The organism is Mesorhizobium sp. M5C.F.Cr.IN.023.01.1.1, assembly GCF_003997585.1.
GTDB lineage: Bacteria > Pseudomonadota > Alphaproteobacteria > Rhizobiales > Rhizobiaceae > Mesorhizobium > Mesorhizobium wenxiniae.
The window spans coordinates 1-18317 of sequence record NZ_RZSU01000116.1; the positions used below are offsets into that span (position 1 = coordinate 1).

At 62.4% G+C, this 18317-nt stretch carries 19 protein-coding genes and 3 pseudogenes; 14 read left to right on the forward strand and 8 right to left on the reverse strand.

Annotated features, from left to right (window positions below; genetic code table 11):
• Both EOA78_RS29825 and EOA78_RS29830 read left to right on the forward strand, forming a co-directional pair.
• Positions 1–222 (forward strand): annotated as a pseudogene (locus tag EOA78_RS29825) (phosphoheptose isomerase); the annotation flags it as partial.
• Positions 215–880, forward strand: a complete 666-nt coding sequence (locus tag EOA78_RS29830) for an HAD family hydrolase (RefSeq protein ID WP_127318693.1) — start codon at positions 215–217, stop codon at positions 878–880. The pseudogene EOA78_RS29825 and the gene EOA78_RS29830, both read left to right, overlap by 8 nt.
• Here the strand turns inward: EOA78_RS29830 and EOA78_RS29835 are convergent.
• Positions 877–1362 (reverse strand): Lrp/AsnC family transcriptional regulator, encoded by a 486-nt coding sequence (locus EOA78_RS29835; RefSeq protein ID WP_127318695.1) that lies wholly within the window; start codon positions 1360–1362, stop codon positions 877–879. The two genes, EOA78_RS29830 and EOA78_RS29835, sit on opposite strands and share 4 nt — an antisense overlap.
• A gap of 508 nt (positions 1363–1870) precedes the next feature.
• Between EOA78_RS29835 and trxB the strand changes: the two genes are divergently transcribed.
• On the forward strand, positions 1871–2845 hold the full coding sequence (trxB, locus tag EOA78_RS29840; protein WP_127318697.1) for a thioredoxin-disulfide reductase: 975 nt from the start codon (positions 1871–1873) through the stop codon (positions 2843–2845).
• A gap of 73 nt (positions 2846–2918) precedes the next feature.
• Positions 2919–3815 (forward strand): LysR family transcriptional regulator, encoded by an 897-nt coding sequence (locus EOA78_RS29845; RefSeq protein WP_023799796.1) that lies wholly within the window; start codon positions 2919–2921, stop codon positions 3813–3815.
• A gap of 44 nt (positions 3816–3859) precedes the next feature.
• Here the strand turns inward: EOA78_RS29845 and EOA78_RS29850 are convergent, their stop codons facing one another.
• From EOA78_RS29850 to EOA78_RS37445, 3 genes are all read right to left on the reverse strand, one after another.
• Positions 3860–4360 carry an isoprenylcysteine carboxylmethyltransferase family protein gene (locus EOA78_RS29850; RefSeq protein ID WP_127318699.1) on the reverse strand — a complete coding sequence of 167 codons (501 nt, stop codon included), beginning with the start codon at positions 4358–4360 and terminating at the stop codon, positions 3860–3862.
• A gap of 819 nt (positions 4361–5179) precedes the next feature.
• On the reverse strand, positions 5180–7231 hold the full coding sequence (locus EOA78_RS29855; RefSeq protein WP_127318701.1) for an elongation factor G: 2052 nt from the start codon (positions 7229–7231) through the stop codon (positions 5180–5182).
• Between the two features lie 260 nt (positions 7232–7491).
• Positions 7492–7695, reverse strand: a complete 204-nt coding sequence (locus EOA78_RS37445; RefSeq protein ID WP_245477843.1) for a hypothetical protein — start codon at positions 7693–7695, stop codon at positions 7492–7494.
• Here EOA78_RS37445 and EOA78_RS29860 point away from each other — a divergent pair.
• Positions 7601–7973, forward strand: a pseudogene (locus tag EOA78_RS29860) (cupin domain-containing protein). The gene EOA78_RS37445 and the pseudogene EOA78_RS29860 sit on opposite strands and share 95 nt — an antisense overlap.
• A gap of 59 nt (positions 7974–8032) precedes the next feature.
• On the opposite strand, the gene EOA78_RS29865 reads toward EOA78_RS29860, so the two are convergent.
• Complete coding sequence (locus tag EOA78_RS29865; protein WP_127318703.1) at positions 8033–9235, reverse strand: pyridoxal phosphate-dependent aminotransferase; 1203 nt, start codon at positions 9233–9235, stop codon at positions 8033–8035.
• A gap of 206 nt (positions 9236–9441) precedes the next feature.
• Here EOA78_RS29865 and EOA78_RS29870 point away from each other — a divergent pair, with 206 nt between their 5' ends.
• From EOA78_RS29870 to EOA78_RS29880, 3 genes are all read left to right on the forward strand, one after another.
• Positions 9442–10335 carry an EAL domain-containing protein gene (locus EOA78_RS29870; protein WP_127318705.1) on the forward strand — a complete coding sequence of 298 codons (894 nt, stop codon included), beginning with the start codon at positions 9442–9444 and terminating at the stop codon, positions 10333–10335.
• Positions 10332–11186 carry an EAL domain-containing protein gene (locus EOA78_RS29875; RefSeq protein WP_127318707.1) on the forward strand — a complete coding sequence of 285 codons (855 nt, stop codon included), beginning with the start codon at positions 10332–10334 and terminating at the stop codon, positions 11184–11186. Before EOA78_RS29870 ends, EOA78_RS29875 begins: the two co-directional genes overlap by 4 nt.
• A 112-nt stretch (positions 11187–11298) precedes the next feature.
• The gene (locus EOA78_RS29880) at positions 11299–11910 is read left to right on the forward strand and encodes a glutathione S-transferase family protein (RefSeq protein ID WP_127318709.1); all 612 of its coding nucleotides are present in this window, start codon (positions 11299–11301) and stop codon (positions 11908–11910) included.
• 304 nt (positions 11911–12214) lie between these two features.
• Here the strand turns inward: EOA78_RS29880 and EOA78_RS29885 are convergent, their stop codons facing one another.
• A complete protein-coding gene (locus EOA78_RS29885; protein WP_023678332.1) occupies positions 12215–12427 on the reverse strand; it encodes a cold-shock protein in 213 nt (70 codons plus the stop codon).
• A gap of 333 nt (positions 12428–12760) precedes the next feature.
• Between EOA78_RS29885 and EOA78_RS29890 the strand changes: the two genes are divergently transcribed.
• Positions 12761–13087, forward strand: coding sequence for a hypothetical protein (locus EOA78_RS29890; protein ID WP_127318711.1), 327 nt, complete (start codon positions 12761–12763; stop codon positions 13085–13087).
• A gap of 12 nt (positions 13088–13099) precedes the next feature.
• Here EOA78_RS29890 and EOA78_RS29895 read toward each other — a convergent pair whose 3' ends face one another.
• Positions 13100–13669, reverse strand: coding sequence for a methylated-DNA--[protein]-cysteine S-methyltransferase (locus EOA78_RS29895; RefSeq protein ID WP_127318713.1), 570 nt, complete (start codon positions 13667–13669; stop codon positions 13100–13102).
• Positions 13670–13851: 182 nt separating this feature from the next.
• Between EOA78_RS29895 and EOA78_RS29900 the strand changes: the two genes are divergently transcribed.
• Positions 13852–14715, forward strand: a complete 864-nt coding sequence (locus EOA78_RS29900; RefSeq protein ID WP_127318715.1) for a lytic transglycosylase domain-containing protein — start codon at positions 13852–13854, stop codon at positions 14713–14715.
• Positions 14716–14720: 5 nt separating this feature from the next.
• Positions 14721–15208 (forward strand): annotated as a pseudogene (locus EOA78_RS29905) (GNAT family N-acetyltransferase).
• Between the two features lie 260 nt (positions 15209–15468).
• On the opposite strand, the gene EOA78_RS29910 reads toward EOA78_RS29905, so the two are convergent.
• Positions 15469–15810, reverse strand: a complete 342-nt coding sequence (locus EOA78_RS29910; protein ID WP_127318717.1) for a hypothetical protein — start codon at positions 15808–15810, stop codon at positions 15469–15471.
• Between the two features lie 199 nt (positions 15811–16009).
• On the opposite strand from EOA78_RS29910, the gene EOA78_RS29915 reads away from it, so the two are divergent.
• The 3 genes from EOA78_RS29915 (at position 16010) to EOA78_RS29925 (ending at position 18157) form a co-directional block, all read left to right on the forward strand.
• A complete protein-coding gene (locus tag EOA78_RS29915) occupies positions 16010–16432 on the forward strand; it encodes a lysozyme inhibitor LprI family protein (protein WP_127318719.1) in 423 nt (140 codons plus the stop codon).
• Positions 16433–16740: 308 nt separating this feature from the next.
• Complete coding sequence (locus EOA78_RS29920; RefSeq protein WP_127318721.1) at positions 16741–17484, forward strand: DUF899 family protein; 744 nt, start codon at positions 16741–16743, stop codon at positions 17482–17484.
• A gap of 121 nt (positions 17485–17605) precedes the next feature.
• Positions 17606–18157 carry a DUF4142 domain-containing protein gene (locus EOA78_RS29925; RefSeq protein ID WP_127318723.1) on the forward strand — a complete coding sequence of 184 codons (552 nt, stop codon included), beginning with the start codon at positions 17606–17608 and terminating at the stop codon, positions 18155–18157.
• Positions 18158–18317: the final 160 nt, after the last annotated feature.

Genomic DNA, 18317 nt, shown 5'->3' on the forward strand with positions numbered 1-18317 from the left:
ACCAGCGGCAACTCGGCCAGCATCCTTGCCGCCGCCGAACAAGCGCGCATGATGGACATGACGGTGATCAGCCTGACCGGCGACACCGGCGGCAAGCTCAAGCCGCTCTCCGACATCCTGCTCAACGTGCCCTCGACCTCGACACCGATCATCCAGCAGGGGCATCTTTGTCTCTATCATCATCTGTGCGAAATGGTCGAAGCGCGCCTCTGTGATGGCTGACAGGGACGCTGTCACGACCTTGCAGCCGTATCCGCTCGAAGAGCCGGGGCTCTGGGTCGAACGGATCGGTACTGCGGCCTTTCCAACTGACACGCCGGCGCTGTTCCTCGACCGCGACGGCACCATCAACGTCGATAGCGGCTATCCCAGCGATCCGGCTGACATAGTGCTGCGGCCGGAGATGCTGCCGGTGATCCGAACGGCCAACATTGTCGGCCTTCCCGCCATCCTCGTCTCCAATCAATCTGGCATCGCTCGGGGCTATTTCGGCTGGCCGGATTTCGCCGCAGTCAATGCCCGGCTGCTAGCGCTTCTCGAAGCGCAGAATTGCCGGATCGATCTGGTGCTCGCCTGCGCCTACCATTCGAGCGGGACGGGTGAACTCGCAGTAGGTGACCATCCGATGCGCAAGCCCAATCCGGGCATGCTTCTGCGCGCCCGCGATCTGCTGGGCGTGGATATCAGCCGATCGATCATCGTCGGCGACAAGGCTGATGACATGGAAGCCGGACGGCGAGCCGGGCTATGCGAAGGCTGGCTGGTGCACGGCAGATCCAATCGGACTTCTGGCGATGGTATGTTCGCGACGCGCAAACTGACGACCAGCAACGACCACAGCAAACTCTGCGAGACCATCGCCGAACTCGGCAGGGATTAGGTTCTCATTTCCCTGAAAGCCACCAGGCCTTCGTCCTTGACGCGACGGATGGTCAGTGCAGTGCGCACCGTGTCGACATTCGGCGCCGAGGCCAGATCCTCGATGACGAAGGTCTGGAAGGCGCCGAGGTCGCTCGCCACGCAATGCAGCAGGAAGTCGGATTCGCCCGATACCATCCAGGCGTCGCGCACGATCGGCCAACCGCGGGTGCGTTCGGCGAAGGTTTTCAGCTCCGCATCGGCCTGGTGATGCAGGCCGATGAGGCAGAAGGCGACGACATCAAGGCCGAGCGCCGGCGCATTGAGCAGCGCGCGATAGCCGCGGATGATGCCGGTCTCTTCCAGCCGCCTGACACGGCGCAGGCATGGCGGCGCCGAAATGCCGACGCGGCCGGACAGCTCAACATTGGTCATTCGCCCGTCGTGCTGAAGCTCGCGCAGGATCTTCCAGTCGATGGCGTCGAGATCGGCTTTGAGCGGCATGGATACCTTTCTGCGTTTCACGCAAGAATCTTTCGTGATTTTGTAATTAAACCACTTCGGTGTCCATTCCATCCCTTCAGAGACCGTTTGGAGACTCTACTCTGGCGGCCATCTGATGGCGTTTTCTGCGCTTCCGGTGCTCACGGACCAGCGCATGACCCCGGAAACCGATTTCGGTTTCCGGAAAGGATCATGCGCAAATGCAAAGTGTTAGAGCGTCTTTTGCGCGTCCAATTAGACGCGCAGCACTCTAATGTCCGCTGCGCTCCGGTTCTCGAAACCACCACCATATGACTCGCCGGAGCAAATTTCGAAACAGTCGCTAAGTCGGTGATTTTCGGACAGTCACCGCGCAAGATGTTCATGGATCGTCTGTTTGTGCGGAAGCTTTCCGGGGACGACGGCGCGGTCGTCTTGCTGGCGTCGCCTGCAACACCTAGATTAGGGGCCGATATCGATCCCTGTGCCGGACGCTTCATTCGCGTCCGGTTGTTGTGAAAGCCCGTCCATGACCACCAAGCACGCGCCTGTTCTCATCATCGGCTCCGGTCCCGCCGGCTATACGGCGGCAATCTACGCCGCCCGCGCCCTGCTGAAGCCGATGCTCGTCGCCGGCCTGCAGCAGGGCGGTCAGTTGATGATCACCACTGATGTCGAAAACTATCCGGGCTTCGCCGATCCGATCCAGGGTCCGTGGCTGATGGAACAAATGCTGAAGCAGGCCGAGCATGTCGGCACCGACGTCATCAACGACATCATCACTGAGGTCGACCTCAATGTGCGGCCGTTCCGCGCCAAGGGCGATTCCGGCACCACCTATACGGCCGACGCGCTGATCATCGCCACCGGCGCGCAGGCGAAATGGCTGGGTATCCCGAGCGAACAGACCTTCATGGGCTTCGGCGTATCGGCCTGCGCCACCTGCGACGGCTTCTTCTATCGCGGCAAGGATGTCGCCGTGATCGGCGGCGGCAATTCGGCGGTGGAGGAGGCGCTCTATCTTTCCAATCTGGCAAAGAGCGTGACGGTCATCCACCGGCGCAGCGACTTCCGCGCCGAGCGCATCCTGAGCGAGCGGCTATTCAAGAAGGACAATATCCGCGTCATCTGGGACACCGTCGTCGACGAGATCACCGGTCAGTCCGGCAATATGCCGCTGCCGCCTTCGGTGGAGGGACTGAAGCTGCGCAATCTGGTGACCGGCCAGGAGATGCATCTGACGGTCGACGGCGTATTCGTGGCGATCGGCCATGCGCCGGCGGTTGAGCTGTTCGCTGGCAAGCTGAAGCAGAAGCCGAACGGCTATCTGTGGACGGCGCCGGATTCGACCTGCACCGACGTGCCGGGCGTGTTCGCCGCCGGCGACGTGACCGACGACATCTATCGCCAGGCAGTGACGGCGGCGGGGCTCGGCTGCATGGCCGCGCTCGAGGCGGAAAAGTACCTCGCCGGGATCGAAGTTCACCGCGAAGCGGCGGAGTAAGGAAGCGGCCGAGAAAAGCCGCGCAAAAGCCTGATTTTTCATTCAAACGCCAAAAAACAGAGCGAGGGGCATCATGGCGTTGGACTGGGACAAGCTACGCGTGTTTCACGCTGCGGCGGAAGCTGGGTCGTTCACCCATGCCGCCGAGACACTGCATCTGTCGCAATCGGCGATCTCGCGGCAGGTCAGCGCGCTCGAACATGACGTCGGCGTGCCGCTGTTCAATCGCCATGCCCGCGGCCTGGTGCTGACCGAGCAGGGTGAGATGCTGTTCCGCACGGCGCATGACGTGCTGATGAAGCTGGAGACGATCAAGTCGCGGCTGACCGAGGCCAAGGATCGGCCCTCCGGCGTGCTCAGGGTGACGACCACGGTCGGGCTCGGTGCCGGCTGGCTGACCGAGCGCGTGCAGGAATTCATCGAGCTCTATCCCGAGATCAGCCTGCAGTTGATCCTGGCGAACGAGGAACTCGACCTCACCATGCGCCGGGCGGACTGCGCGATCCGGCTGCGCCAGCCGCAGCAGCCTGATCTCATCCAGCGCCGGCTGTTCACCGTGCATTTCCATCTCTACGCCGCGCCTTCTTACGTCAACAAGTATGGCAAGCCGGCGTCGATCGCCGAGTTGAAGAGCCATCGCATCGTAACCTTCGGCGTGCCGGTGCCGGCGCATTTGTCGGAATTGAACTGGCTGGAAACGGTCGGCGATTTCGAAGGCGGGCAAAGGGTGCCGACGCTGCAGATCAACGACATATTGTCGATAAAGCGCGCGGTACAGGGTGGCGCCGGCATCGCCATGCTGCCCGACTATGTGGTCAGCAAGGACTCAGGGCTGGTGCAATTGCTGCCGGAGACCGAAGTGCCGTCCTTCGACACCTATTTCGCTTATCCCGATGCGATGAAGAACCAAGCGAAACTGCACGTCTTCCGCGATTTCATTATCGCCAAGGCCCGAAGCTGGTCGTTCTAACCTTCAGAAAATCGCTTCCCGCCTTGCACCGCGACGATCATCTCTTACTGGCCGCGCCATGGGGTCAGGCGGGGCAGCCAGCCTGGGACGGCGCGGCGGTAGGCCGCGTAGCCGGCGCCATAGCGGCGGGCAAGCGTCGGTTCCTCGTAGAACTTCACGAACGAGACCATGGCGATGGCGGCGATAGTGGCATAGGCGACGAGAGCCCAGCTCGAAAACAGCAGTGCCTGGCCAAGGATGATCGACAGCACCGCCACATACATCGGGTTGCGGACATGGCGGTAGATACCACCGACCACCAGTTTCTCAGTCGGCGCGACCGGGGCGGGCGTGCCCAGGCCTTCGAAAGCAAAACGGGCGAAGGCATGAAGCAGCAAGGCCGCTGCGACGACAATCAGGACCCAGCCGACCGGGACCAAGCCGAGCTGGGTCGACCATGGCAGACGATAGCGATCGGTCAACAGCCAGGGCAGCAATCCCGCGACCATGCCGGGCGCTGCGATGAAGAATAGCGCGCTGCCGGCGATCGCCTGACGTGTCCTCATCGAGGCTTCCTTCTAGAGCGACGCCCCGTCCAATTGGACGCACAAATACGCTCTAGCACTTGAAATCTACGCATCGTGCTTTCCGAAAAGCAATTCCTATCTCGGGCCGATGCGGCTGCTGCAAAAATAAACGCGTATTGCCTGATTCGACGTCATTCGTTGTTTTTGCGTTCCGGGCCGAGAATTGGCTCTGATTCGCTATTTCCCAATGATCTTTGCCTGGCTGTAGACCGCATTTCGACGATTCTGCTGGTCCTATGAGGCCAAGGAATGGGTTAGACCACAGCCTGTGTCATTTTGCATGCGTGTGTTGCAAAATAGATGCTTGTTTCTTGAGCATGATGAGCACATATATAGATCATCTCAGGGCGCGTTCTCCTCCCATTAGCGCCCTCGAGTGTTCCCCTCTGGAGGTTAGCCCTAACAGGCACTTCCAATCAAACTCAGCCGGATCTTCATTGATCCGGCTTTTTTGTTGCCCGAAACATGCTGGCGCTGAGGGAAAGCCGACCGAAATTGTCACGTAACAGTGACATGTAACCTCAGGTAACCTGTCACAGGCGCCCAGCATCGACTAAGCAGATCATAGGACGCGGTGTGGTTCGTGCGGGAGATGGGGGCATCACTCGGGCGATCCGGGCTCAGGCGGCTACCGCGTCCGAACCATTCCTCCGCTGAGGCCGTCAGGCGCTGGCGGCATGTGCGGCGGACCTGCCGTTTCGCCTCCCACGAAGACGGTCCGCAAGAGAACGGCGTCCGGATCATTCCGGACGCCGTTTCCTTGTGTTCTGCAGCCTGCGATGGCGCCAAAATCCAGTGTCAGGCGGCCTTGCCATTGGCGTTCAACGCCTCGTCGGCCAGGCGGCCGGTGAGTTCGGCCATGTGGTCGAAGACGGCGCGATAGCTGGCCACGCCCGCGGTAGCCGAACGCAGCTCGATGATCAGGTCGCCGATCTCGGCCTGCGGCATGGTCGCCTCGACGACATCCCATCCCGGCCAGCCGGGCCGCGCATCGTAGCCGAGGATCTGGCCGCGCCGCTGCGGGATCAGGGCGATGATCCTCGACGTGGCGTCGGACGGTGTGACGATCTCGACCTTCATAACCGGTTCGAGCAGCACTGGCGAGCAGGCGGCCATGCCTTCCTTCATCGCCAGCTTCGCCGCCATCTGGAAGGCCATGTCCGACGAATCAACGGCATGATAGGAGCCGTCGGACAGGTTGACGGCGACATCGACCACCGGAAAGCCGAGCGGGCCGGATTTCAGATAATCACGCACGCCGGTCTCGACCGACTGGATGTAGGTTTTCGGCACGGCGCCGCCGGTGATGGTATCGGTGAACTGGAAGCCGGAACCGCGCGGCAGCGGCTTGATCTCGATCACAACGTCGCCGAACTGGCCATGGCCGCCCGACTGCTTCTTGTGGCGGCCACGCTGCTGCGCCGTTTTGCGGATCGTCTCGCGATAAGGCACGGCCGGCGCATGGCCTTCGACCGGGATCTGGTTCTTGCCCTCCAGCCGCTCGCGCACGACACGCAGATGCATCTCGCCATGGCCCGACAGCACGGTTTCGGCCGAATCCTGATTGTGGCGCAGGCTGAGCGAGGGGTCTTCTTCGGCAAGTCGCTGGATGGCTGCCGACATCTTCACTTCGTCTTTGCGTTCCTTCGGGCGCAGCGCGAAGGCAAAGACCGGCTGCGGCGGGATCAGCGTGACCAGTGGCTTGATGCCGCCCTTTGCCGAGCTCAAGGTCTGACCGGTCGTGACGTCGTCCAGCTTGCCGAGCGCGACCGTGTCGCCGGCCCTGGCCGAGGTGAGCTTGGTCTGGTCCTTGCCGAGCATTTTATAGATGCCGGAGACTTTTGCCGTGGTGCCATTCGAAAGGAAGAGCTCGGAGGCGTCGGCAAGCTGGCCGGACAGGATGCGCGAGACCGACAGCTTGCCGCCATGCGCGGTGTGAATGGTCTTCATCACCTGGACCACGGTCGCATTGCCATCAGGTGCACCAAGGCGCTTGCGGGTCGCCTCGACGTCGGGCGCGTCGTGGCGGATCGTCTTCAACAGGCGCAGCACGCCATTGCCCTTCTCGGCGGTGCCAATCAGCACCGGCGTCACCGCGCCGTCACGCAGATCGGCGGCGAGGTCGTCGAAAATCGCGTCCTTCGGCGGCTCAATCTCTTCGAGAAGCTGCTCCATCAACTGGTCGTCATGATCGGCGAGCGTCTCCAGCATGGAAAAGCGCGCCTCCAGTTCGCGCGCCTTGTCGTCGCTGGGAATCTGGGCGACCTCGCTTTCGGCATATTCGCGATAAATATAGGCGCGCTCCAGAGCGAGATCGATCGAGCCGATGACGACGCCGTTCTTGCGCAGCGGAATCTGGCGAAGCAGCAACGGCACCGAGCTTGCCGGCTGCAGCATCTTCAGGGTGTCGCGCACGCCCGATATCGCCTTATCGACCTTGTTGAGGAACATGATGCGCGGCACGCCGAGATCGTCGAGCTTGCGCATGATCAGCTGCAGGGCAGGGATCTTCTTCTCGTCGGCTTCGGCGACGACAACGGCGATGTCGCAGGCGGCGAGGACCGGCTCTGCCTCGAAGGAGAATTCGATGGAGCCGGGACAATCGACGAAAGTGAGTTGCTCGCCCATGAATTCGGTGGTCGCAAACGTCGCCTCGACGCTCATAGCGTGGGCGCGTGCCTCGGGCGAATGATCGGAAACGGTGTTTCCCGAGGAAACGGGATTCTGGCGGGGAATGGCGCCCATGCGGGCCAATATGGCTTCGAGAAGTGTCGTCTTACCGCTTGCAAAGGGACCGACTATGGCAATGCATTTCGGTCCCGTGCGTCGTCCTCCGGCGCGAGTTCCCATGACTGACCTCCACTCAGGCGTTTCCCTGGGAGCGGCGGCCGGCCTGTCGACCGTCGCGGGCGGGGCTTTTTTCAGTTTGCCACCTACCCAAAGGCATCGTCCCACGGGTTAGCCGGGAGGGCAAGGGATTTGAGGATCGCCTGATGTCGTAGATGTTGAGCCGTGATCGGCGAAGCCGTCGGATGCGAGCCCAGCCTCCCATCAAATCCCGCGACAAAGCCCGTCGCCGAACAGCCGCAAAAGCGGTTGCGCCATGATGGTTATCGGACGAAAGTGCCCGCTTCTTGCGGCAAAAAGGACCGGCCGTCGCCGACCGATCCGCCATCAGCTTGAGGACTCGCGACGATGAAGATCATTGCCTGCGGCAGCGTGCCGACCGCCATTGCGCCGGAAAAGTACTTCACCGGCCGCGTGTGGCAGACGCCGATCATCGAGAAGGAAGCGCCAGCGCGGCTGCGCGCCATCATGGTCAGTTTCGAGCCCGGCGCGCGTACCCACTGGCATACGCATCCGCTGGGCCAGACGCTTTATGTCATATCAGGCGCCGGCCTCGCGCAAAGCTGGGGCGAGCCGGTACAGGCGTTCAGGGCCGGCGACGTCATTTCGTTCGCGCCTGATGAAAAGCATTTGGCACGGCGCCGGTCCAAAATCGGCGATGGCGCATATCGCCATGCAGGAGGCGCTCGACGACGTCCATGCCGACTGGCTGGAAATGGTGACAGACGAGCAGTATGGCGGCTGAGGCTTTTGAGCCCACCAAACCCGACTGCGAGCCGGGTCTGGTGTTCGAGATGCGCCTGATCAGGTCAGCGAGGCGGTGAAGCGCTGGATGCGCGTGCAGGCCTCTTCGAGCAACGCCTCCGACGTGGCATAGGAGATTCGGAAGTTGGGGCCGAGGCCGAAGGCCGAACCGAACACGACCGCTACGCCCTCGGCCTCGAGCAGCTCCGAGCAGAAGGCTTCGTCGCCGTTGATCACCTTGCCGGCTTTGGTCTTCTTGCCGATCAACTGGGCGCAGGACGGATAGACGTAGAAAGCACCTTCGGGTGACGGACATGTGATGCCGCGCGCCTGATTGAGCATCGACACGACGAGATCGCGCCGAGCCTGGAAGATCGCCTTGTTTTTCGCGATGAAATCCTGCGGACCGTTCAGCGCCTCCACCGATGCCCACTGGGCGATGGTGCAGGCGCCGGAGGTCTGCTGGCCCTGTATCATATCCATCGCCTTGATCAGCGCCACGGGCCCGGCCGCATAGCCGATGCGCCAGCCAGTCATGGCATAGGCCTTCGAGACGCCATTCATGGTCAGCGTGCGCTCATAAAGCTTCGGCTCGACCTCGGCGATGGTCTTGAAGACGAAGTCACCATAGATCAGGTGCTCGTACATGTCGTCGGTCAGCACCCAGACATCGGGATGCTTCAACAGCACGTTGGCCAGAGCGCGCAATTCAGCCTCGGTGTAGGCGGCGCCCGACGGGTTCGACGGTGAGTTCATCAACAGCCATTTGGTGCGCGGCGTAATCGCCTTTTCCAACGCCGCCGCCGTCAGCTTGAAGCCGTTGTCGATGGAGGTGTCGGCAAATGCCGGGGTGCCGCCGCAGATCGCTACCATCTCGGGATAGCTGACCCAGTACGGCCTCGGAATGATGACCTCGTCGCCGGGATTCAGCGTCGCCATAAAGGCATTGAATAGGATCTGCTTGCCGCCGGTGCCGACGATGGTCTGCTCCGGCCGGTAGTCGAGATTGTTCTCGCGCTTGAATTTTTCGACGATCGCCTCGCGCAGCGGCACGATGCCCGAAACCGGAGGATATTTCGTTTCGCCGCGGCGGATAGCCTCGATCGCAGCGTTCTTGATGTTGTCCGGCGTGTCGAAGTCGGGTTCGCCGGCACCCAACCCGATCACGTCGCGGCCGGCGTTTTTCAGCTCGCGTGCTTTCTGCGTCACCGCGATAGTCGCGGAAGGCTTTACGCGGGAAAGGACGTCAGCAAGAAAGGCCATGACGATGTTATCTCCTTGGGGATGCAGGCGGTCCATCTCGCCGCGGCGCTTCTCATGTCGCATCATTCCGCCAAGCGCAAGCACTGTCGGATGAGCCAGATCTCAAATCCCCGGCAAATTCGGCAACAATAAATTCACCTACAGGCGGTAAAACCCCGAGTGGCTGGATCACGATCCATTCCGCCAGTCTCGCAGAGCGAGGAACCGTGTCGCGCAGCATCGAGCATGTCCATATCGTCCGTCATGACGACGGCACCGCCAGCGGTGTCTGGGGCATCTATACGCTGCAGAGCGCTTTCCAGCCGATCTTCGCCTTCAGCAACGGCAAATTGTCCGTCACCGGATTCGAGGGGCTGATCCGGCCGTTCCGCGACGGCGAGCCGCAGTCGCCGGTGAGCTTTTTCAACACCTGTCCAACGGTCGACCGCCTGCATATCGAGGCGCTGACAAGGACGCTGCATCTTTTGAACGCCGGCGCCTGCCTGCCGCAAGAGGCATCTATTTTCATTAACTTCGACCCGTCGGTGTTCACCGATCGCAGCATCGCCGACAAGGCGCTGCGCGACATGCGGCTGGTGCTGCATGAGGCTGAGATCGATGCGAACCGGGTCGTCTGCGAGGTGACCGAGCAGAAATCGGCGTCGCAGGAAACGCTCTACAATTTCGTCGAGGCACTCAGGGCCAACGGATTTCGCATAGCGGTCGACGACTACGGCGCCGACGAGTCCGACATCAACCGCATCAAGGAGCTCAGGCCGGACATCGTCAAATTCGATGCCCACTGGATCATGCAACTGATGGAGTCCGGCGCCGGTTTCGCACTGCTGACCGCGATGGTGGCAAGTTTCGAACAGCAAGGCATCCGCACCGTGTTCGAGGGCATCGAGGAGAGCTGGCAGCTTGAACTGGCTGAGAAATCGGGAGCCTCGATGGTGCAGGGATTCGCGCTGGCGCGCCCGGAGCTTGCGCCGACCAGCTTTCACGTCTTCGGCAAGGACAGGCAGATGCCGGTGGCAGTGCCCGATGCCGACGAGGCGCCTGCGACTGTCTCGCCTTCGCCGAGGCCGAAACGGGCTTTCGGACGCAAGGTGGTGCCATGACCGGGCGGCCCGACAGGCGGCGCAATGTCGGCGAGGCAATCTTTGCCGACGAGGTCGGTATCGAATACGGCGTCTATGGCGCGTTCCGGCTGAGGAGCGCCTACCAGCCGATCTTCGCGCCGCGCGGCAGGTTTTTGAAGGCCGTCGCTGTCGAAGGCCTGATCGAGCCGCACCGCGCCGGCAGGTCGGTCGCGCCACGCGTATTTTTCGAGGGCGTACCCGTGGCGGATCGCCTGTTCGTCGAGACGATGTGCCGGGTGCTGCATCTCCGGAACTTCCGCAACATCGGCGTCGACGGGCTCGACCTATTCTTCAACTACAATCCGCTGATCAACGATGACCCCGGGCGAGCGCTGGCTGAGATCAGGCTTATGACCAGGCATCTCGCCGAGTTCGATCTGTACCCCGGCATGCTGGTCTGCGAAATCACCGAACAGGCGGCCGACGACAAGGTGCTCGTCAGCCTGGCCCGCGAGATGCGGCGTGACGGCGTTCGCATCGCCATCGACGATTTCGGGACCGGGCATTCGACGGAAGAGCGGGTTGCGCTTGTCCAGCCCGACATCGTCAAGATCGACGGCACCTGGTTCGCGGAATTCTGTCGCCATGCCGCCGCCGAACGATTTTTCCGGCCGCTGGTCTCCGCGTTGCACGACCGCGGCACCAAGGTGCTGGTCGAAGGCATCGAGCAATCCACGCATCTGCGCGTGGCACTGGACGGCGGCGTCGACCTGATGCAGGGTTTTTACCTTGCCCGGCCGGCGCTGGCCGGCACGAACTTCGACGAGGAGCCGCTGCCCATCGACAGGCTGCTTGGCAGGGACAACAACGTCGTGCCGTTGTTTGGGTGATCTATCAGCGGCGCTGATGGTTGCGCCAAAACAAATCACTGGATGAAGCCCTCGCTGCCAGGATAATTGCCGGTAAAGGCGGCTCCCGAGGGGAGCGGCGATGGGAGCAAAAATGACCACACTCTATGGAATGATCGACAGCGGCAATTGCTACAAGCCGCGGCTGTTGATGGCCAAGCTCGGCATCCCTTTCACCAATGTCGAGGTGAGCTCGCACACCGGCGACACGCGCAAGCCCGACTATGTCGCCAAGAACCCGAACGCCATGGTGCCGCTGCTCGAGCTTGACGACGGCAGGCGGCTTGCCGAATCCAACGCCATCCTGCTTTACCTCGCCGAAGGCACGCGGTTCCTGCCGGCCGACAGATACGGGCGGGCGCTGGCCTATCAGTGGCTATTCTTCGAGCAGTACAGCCACGAACCCTATATCGCGGTGCGCAAGGCGCTGCTCACCTTTCCCGAACGGGCCAAGGATGCGACGCCGGAACGGCTGGCGGTGACGCTGGAGCGCGGCAACAAGGCGCTCGGCGTAATGAACAAGCATCTGGCGGGCAGTGCGTTCTTTGCCGGTGAGGCATTCAGCGTCGCCGACATCGCGCTCTACGCCTATACGCATACGGCCGAGATGGGCGGTTTTCAGCTCGACGCCTATCCGGCGGTGGCGGCCTGGCTGAAACGAGTGGAGGCCGATCCGGGGCATGTGCCGATGGAGTGGCTGCCCTGATTTACTGGCGCACGTTGCGATTTTCTGAGCAATGTTGACGATTAGCGAAAGCTTCGGCGAAGGACGCCGCATCGCCGGTTTCGCTAACCGTCAGCGTCTGAATCGAGGCAAACAAAAAGGCGGGACAAAATCCCGCCTTCCATGCTTGGTAGCCTGATCGGGAGCGTTTGGTCCGGGCCGGCAGCAATCTGCTGCTTCGGCTTGTCGGGGTTTTTCGCTCCGGTGCGCTTCTCGCGCGACCGTCAGTACATCCGTGACTTGCCGCGCGCCCCGAGCTATCGCCCGGCGCGCGCCATTCGCAAAATCAGGCTGCCTTGCTCAGAGATCCAGCGGACGACTTGCCAGTGCGGCGGTCCTGCTCGATCTCGAAGTTGATCTTCTGGCCTTCGACCAGGGTCGACAGCCCAGCGCGCTCGACTGCGGAGATGTGGACGAAAACGTCCGCGCCGCCGCTGTCAGGCTGGATGAAGCCGAAACCCTTGGTGGAATTAAACCACTTGACCGTACCTGTTGCCATTTCGATAGTCCTTATACGTTTGCTTTAGCTTGACCGAACCGAAGTCCAGCCGGTTTGTATCGAGATTTTGGAGATAGACGTCAGCAAACGCGAATATCGCGAGGCCCGGATCGATCGGCCGAAATATCAATGGACCTCATATAGTCCGCTTCTTCGCAAAAAACAAGACGGCACGAAAAAAGGCGCTGATGCGGCGCTGCCCAACGGCCGCCCCAATCGCGTGAAAGCCTTGCAACGTCGCGCGTTGCGGAGGATTTGCATCGCCTATCGCGCACCTTGCGGGGAAGGATCGTGCCGCCTTCGGGCGCCCGGTCCTGTTTTTGGGAGAGGACCATGAAAACTGTTCTGCTTGCCGCCTGCCTGACGATAATGGCCGCCGAGGCGCAGGCGATCTCGCGCTATGACCCGAGCCGCATGAGCTGCGGCACGGTGCGCGCGACGATCGCGCGAGAGGGCGCCGTCATCCTGCGTTACCAGTCGACGCGCACGCCGGGGCTGCCGCTCTACGACCGCTATGTGCGGAGCCAGCGTTTCTGCAACATGGGGGAGGTCAGGGCACGGGCGTCAGTGCCGAGCGCCGATACGAACTCCTGCATCGTCTACAAATGCAAGCGGGTGGACACAGACCGGCGCTTCCGCCGGCGCATCTTTCCGGACTAGCTACGTCCGGCCTCAGAATCCGAATGATACCTGCGCCGGCGGCGGCGGGCCGACACGCACGCCTTCCATCGCCAGCATCTTTTCCTTGGTGGTCGAGCCGCCCGGCGCAGAAAAACCGCCGATCTTGCCGCCGGCGGCAAGAATGCGGTGGCAAGGGATGACCAGCGGCACCGGGTTGGCGCCGAGCGCCGCACCCGTCTCACGCGCCAGCCCGGCATGGCCGGCGCGCTTGGCCAGTTCGCCATAGGTGGTGGTCTCGCCGAAGGCCAGCTTGCGCGCCGCGTCGTAGATGGCGAGGCGGAAATCGTCGACGCCAGTGAGATCGACCGGCACACCGGAGAAATCGATGTCTTCGCCGGCTGCATAGGCCTGTATCGATCCGATCAGCTCGGTAACCCATTGCGGTTGGGCGCTCGAACCGGCGCTGCCGGCATGGCGCAGCAGCCGGCGTTCCACCGCGTCGCGGTTGCGCTGGGGCAGGCAAAGCCTCGTCAGTCCGGCCTCGCTCCAGGCGATGCCCATGAAGCCGATCACGGTTTCGAAGACTTCGTGGCCGGCGGTGGCCTGAGAGGTGCTTTCCATGATGTGCTCCTTTCCGAAAGAATCGGATGGGAATCCGGTACATATCGAGAACGAGATATCGCATTTTCAGGTTGCTGTTGCCACCCGAAAATCGTTCGAAGTCCGCAACAGGCTGCGGATTGCCGGGGGAAAGGCGCTGGTGTAAGGACTTTCTTAACATACGAACCGGACCCGAGCGCGGCTTGCCAGCAAAAATCATTTTTCCCGCGATCGGCGTGATGCTCGCTGCGGCCGGTCTCAGCGGCTGCAGCTCGACCTCGCAGACGAAGGCCGTGCCTTCCCTGACTGAAACCGCCGCCGCGGGCGCTGATGCCGGCTTTACGCTGGCGCTGCCCGACACGGTTTCGGTGCTGCCGGAATCGTCCGGCATCGCGCCTGTCCAGACGGTGGCGCTGGCCGTCGACCCCGCCGCGACGCCTGCTCAGCCAGCAGCCTTTGCCGGACCGACCCCGCTGGCCGCAACTGCACCTGCAGCCATGACGGTCGGTGCCGCCCCAGCCGGCGCAGCACCTGTCTATGCGACGGCCGCTGTCGCCATGCCGGTCACCGGCGAGACAGGCAAGACGATGCCCGGCGTTCAGCAGGCTGCCTATGTCGTGCCTGACGATCCGTCCGCCCTGCTTTCGACCAGCCCTGCCAAAGAGTATTCGGCCGGACCGCGCGGCGAGATCGAGCGGCTGATCGAGAAATATGCCGTCCTCTATGAGGTGCCGGTCGATCTGGTGCGCCGCGTCGTCAATCGTGAGAGCACCTTCAATCCCAAGGCCTACAATCGCGGCCATTGGGGGCTGATGCAGATCAAGCATGCGACGGCGCGCGGCATGGGCTATGACGGGCCGGCGAGCGGGTTGTTCGACGCCGAGACCAATCTGAAATATGCGGTGAAATATCTGCGCGGCGCCTGGCTGGTGGCCGGCGGCAACGCCAAGCGCGCCGACCGGCTCTACCAGAGCGGCTATTATTACGACGCCAAGCGCAAGGGCATGCTGGAAGAAACCGGCCTTGGCCGCGACCGCGGCCGCCGTCGCCTGCAGCCCGATGCCTGAACACCATGCCTGAGCCGCGCCCGCCGGCGCCGAACGACGTAAGGCTGCGCAAGATCCTCGACGACACGCTCGCCCCGCCGCGCTGGCCGGAAGGCTTCGTCATGCGCGGCTTCGAGGCCACCGACGCGCCCGCTTTGCATGCGCTGCTGACCACCGTGTTCGACGATGGCGCCGATGGGCCTTTCGACGAATGGTGGTCGCGCATTTCAAGCGACGCGGAATTCGACCCCGCCTTGTGTTTCCTGGTTATCGACAGCAAGGGTCGGCTGGCAGGGGCGGCGCTGTGCTGGACGAGGGCGTTCGTGAAAGACCTTGCCGTCCACCCCGAGGCGCGCGGCCGAGGCGTCGCCGAAGCGCTGATGTGGCACGTATTCGCCGCCTTTCGCGCACGGGGCGCTGCGCATGTGGATCTCAAACCAGCACAGTGGAGAATGCCGCCGCCGTCAGGCTCTACGAGCGGCTGGGGATGTTCGAAGTCGACTGGGAAGGCTAGCCCGGCTCTTCTGCCCTCACGCTGCGGAAAGTGTATTGTTGTGAAACTGCTTCACATAGGTCGCCAACGGCAAATGCTAACACCCTGCGACGCCGTTCGGTCGGGGTAACGAGCGGAAGGTGTGGAGGGGGCTGCACCGGCATGTGTCAGCCGCGTTCCACGGCCGGTCCCGAGGTGGGTTCGGGATCGGCCTGCTCGTAAGCTACCTAGCACCGCCCGCGCATCTTCCTGTTTCCAAGGCCAATCCGCTTTGTTATCGCTCAGTCGGGCGCGTTGCCGATCTTCTGCTTGAGCTCGAGCGCCCAGGAGCGGCCTTCGTCGCCGCCCCATAAAAGCCAGGCGATGTAACCGGCCGACGGGTTTTCTTCACTGCCGAACTTGCGGCCCTTCTTGTCGGCCTCATGGCGGGCGAAATAGCTGACCATGCGCTGGATGGTAGAGGGCGAAAGCTTGTCGCGGTTCTTGAGCTCGGTCGCCCGCGCAACCGCGACCTCGGTGCCGCCGCGGCCAAATATGCCGCGCAGCCTGAGGCCCATGGCGGCATTGTCGGCGACGATCTGCGGACAGCGCAGGTCGATTTCGTCATTGTCGGCTTCGCGCATGGTTCTTCCCCGATATGGACCTATAGTCCTGAACGAAAAATGCGGTGAGATGCATCCGTTCCGCAACGCTATTGCTTCGCAGTCGTCGGAGCCGGCCTGAAAGGAACTGTCCACCAAGGCGACAGGCTGCATCTTGCCTGTATTCGTCTCACGGTTAAGCTTTGTTACAGCGGGGGCTCTCGAAAACCGGAGAAACACGATGCGGCTTTCAAAAACCGGCCTCCCCATCTTGATCCTCGCCGTTCCGCTATTCGCCAATGCGGCGCGGGCGGCCGACGATTGCGCCAATGCAATGGATCAAACGACCATGAACGAATGCGCCGGCAAGTCGCTCGCGGAGGCCGACAAAAAGCTCAACGACGCCTACAAGCAGATCGAGGGTCGGCTGAAGGACAATGCGGCGTCAAAGAAGCTGCTGGTCAATGCGCAGCGCGCCTGGGTCGCTTTCCGCGATGCCGAGTGCAAATTTCAGGGCCGCCCGCCCGACATGGCCGGCAGCATGTATCCAATGGTCGTTGCCGCGTGCCAGGAGGCCGTCACCGACAAACGGCTGAGGGATTTCCAAGGCTATCTCAATTGCCAGGAAGGCGATGCCAACTGCCCGGTGCCGGCGGCGCAGTAACTTCGTTTGTCCCGCTATCCCATGTGAGGTCCTCTCATCCGGCCGCGGAGCCTGTCCTCGGGCTTGCCGGAGGCAAGACCCGTGGGCGGCCACCTTCTCCCCGGCGGGGAGAAGAGGTTGGCGCCGGCGTTGACAGTCTCCTCTCCATTGGGGAGGTCAGCCGAGCGAAGCGGAGGCTGGGTGAGGGACTTCTGCCGCCTGCGTGTGCAAAAATGTCGGAACCGTCCTTCCCGATGCGTCCTTGAGAGGCAAGGCGCGTTGCCGCGAACAGGCAGGCGTCGTCAAACGCACGGCTGATGGAGATGACGATGATCACCTTTCCCAACGAATCCCAGGAATACCGCTCTGCCCGCGAAACCCTTTTGCAGAAGGAGATCGAGCTGCGCCGCGCCATGGAGGATGTAGCCGTCGCCCGTCGCGCACTGCCGCCGGGCGGGCTGGTGCCTGAGGACTATGTGTTCGACGGGCTTGGCCCCGACGGCAAGCCGGCCCGGATAAAACTGTCGGAGCTGTTTTCGCCTGCCAAGGACACACTGATCGTCTACTCGATGATGTTTCCGCGCCATCCGCAGGAGACGCGCGACGTGGCGACAAGCGGCGGCACGGCGAAGCTCGCGCGGGCCGACCAGCCGTGCCCGTCCTGCACCGCGCTGCTCGATCAGTTCGACGGCGCCATTGGCCATCTGGAGGCCGCCGGCTTCAACTTCGCCGTGGTGGGCAAGACCGCGCTCGAAAACCTGATCACGCTTGGCCGCGACCGTGGCTGGACGAACATGCGGCTGCTCTCCTCGGCCGGCAACGGGTTTAAGCGCGACTACCACGCCGAGGCCGACGACGGCGCGCAGTTGCCGATGCTGTCGGTGTTCCATCGCGACACCGATGGCATCCGCCATTTCTGGAGTTCGGAGCTTGGTTTCGCGCCCACCGAACCCGGCCAGGACCCGCGCGCCGTCGGCACCTGCGAGCCCTTGTGGAACCTGATGGATTTCACACCTGAAGGCCGGCCGGACTGGGACGAGCAGCTGCAGTATGCCGGCGTGTGCTGCCACTGACCTTGGTAGCCAAGCACTGAGCGGGGTGTCGGCAGGGTCGCTGCATTCCTGTCCCCGGCGCGCAACTTCGCCGCTTGTGTCGCGTTGGACTCTCCGAGGATCACAAACCCGGAGATTTCTTGTGAAACCGCATCTCACCATTGCCATGGTCGCTTTGCTGGCCGGCGCGCCGGCGGCCTTCGCCCAATCCGCCGCGCCGGCCGATATACCTGCCGTCGAAGAAACCAAGATCGACACCGAGACCTTCTCCAGAACCGTTCCCAGCGCCAACCGGTTCGAGATTGAAAGCAGCAAGCTGGCCGAACAAAAGGATGTCGCCGCCGATGTGAAGGAATTCGCCGCGCTGATGGTCAGGGATCACACCAAGGCTGGCGAGGATTTCAAGGCAGCTCTGGAACAGAGCCAGACCACGGCCTCTGTGACGGCGAGCGGCCCCGCTTTGTTGCCGAGGGACCAAACGATGCTCGACCAGCTCAAGGGCTTGGATGGGGATGAATTCCAGGCGAAATACATCCTCCTGCAGACCGAGGCGCACAAGCAGGCGTTGGCGCTGTTTTCCACCTATGCGCAGTCGGGCGAAGACCCGGCGCTGAAGGAATTCGCCAAGAAGACGCTACCGACGCTGCGGACGCACGAAAAGCGCATAAAGGATCTGGTGGCCGCCCACAGCTAATGCATGGCACCCAAAAGCATGCCCTCCGCTTGACCCGAGGATGCGCAGCGTTTTTTGGGATAACGACATGCGTAAAACGAGAGCTTAAAGCGCGTCGCGACGCGCTTTAAGCTCTCGTTTTACGCATGTCGTTATCCCAAAAAACGCTGCGCATCCTCGG